This window comes from Microbacterium sp. K41, from assembly GCF_004794395.1.
Classification (GTDB): Bacteria; Actinomycetota; Actinomycetes; order Actinomycetales; family Microbacteriaceae; genus Microbacterium; species Microbacterium sufflavum.
Map to the genome: position 1 here is coordinate 1 of NZ_SSDO01000404.1, position 643 is coordinate 643.

Consider the following 643-nt stretch of genomic DNA (forward strand, 5'->3'; position numbering starts at 1 on the left):
CCCAGCTCCGCGAACGCGTCCGCGGCGGTGAGCGCGGCGGCCACGGCCTCGTCGATCCGTCCGAGCTGCGCGAGCGCGCGAGCGCGGGAGTCGGTCACGTCGGCGTGCAGCCACCCGGCCTCGTGCTGCTGCGCGAGGGCGGCGACCTCGTCGAACAGGGCGAACGCCCGCTCGTCGCCGCGTCCGCCGTAGGCCTGACCCAGGCTGTGGAGCACCTCGCTGAGGGCGCCGACCGCTTCCGGCGCGCCCCGGACGATCTCGGCCGCGCCCTCCAGGAGGCGGATCGCGTCGTCGTGCTCCTCGAAGCGGGCGAGGATCTTCGCCTGCTCGGTCATCGCCATCGCCTGGTCGGCGTGCTCCGCGCCCTCGCCGAACAGTTCGGCGGCGTAGCCGTGCACGCCCACCGCCTGTCCGAACTCGCCCGACTCGGCCAGAGCGCGCGCGAGCAGGGTGGCGGTCATGCCGCGGGAGGCGGGGGCCACGTCGGCCTGCTCCTCGCGCTGCAGCACGTCGCCGAACAGCTCGGCCGCCTCCTGGGCGTCGCCGGAGCGCAGCATGGCTCGGGCGAGCCGGAAGTCGACGCCGGTCGCGTCGCCTCCGGCCTCGGCGCGCAGACGCGAGGCGAGGCGGTAGCGCGAAACGG

At 76.0% G+C, this 643-nt stretch carries 1 pseudogene; it reads right to left on the bottom strand.

The window, feature by feature from the left end:
* Nucleotides 1–643: pseudogene (locus DW309_RS12685) on the bottom strand (hypothetical protein); the annotation flags it as partial.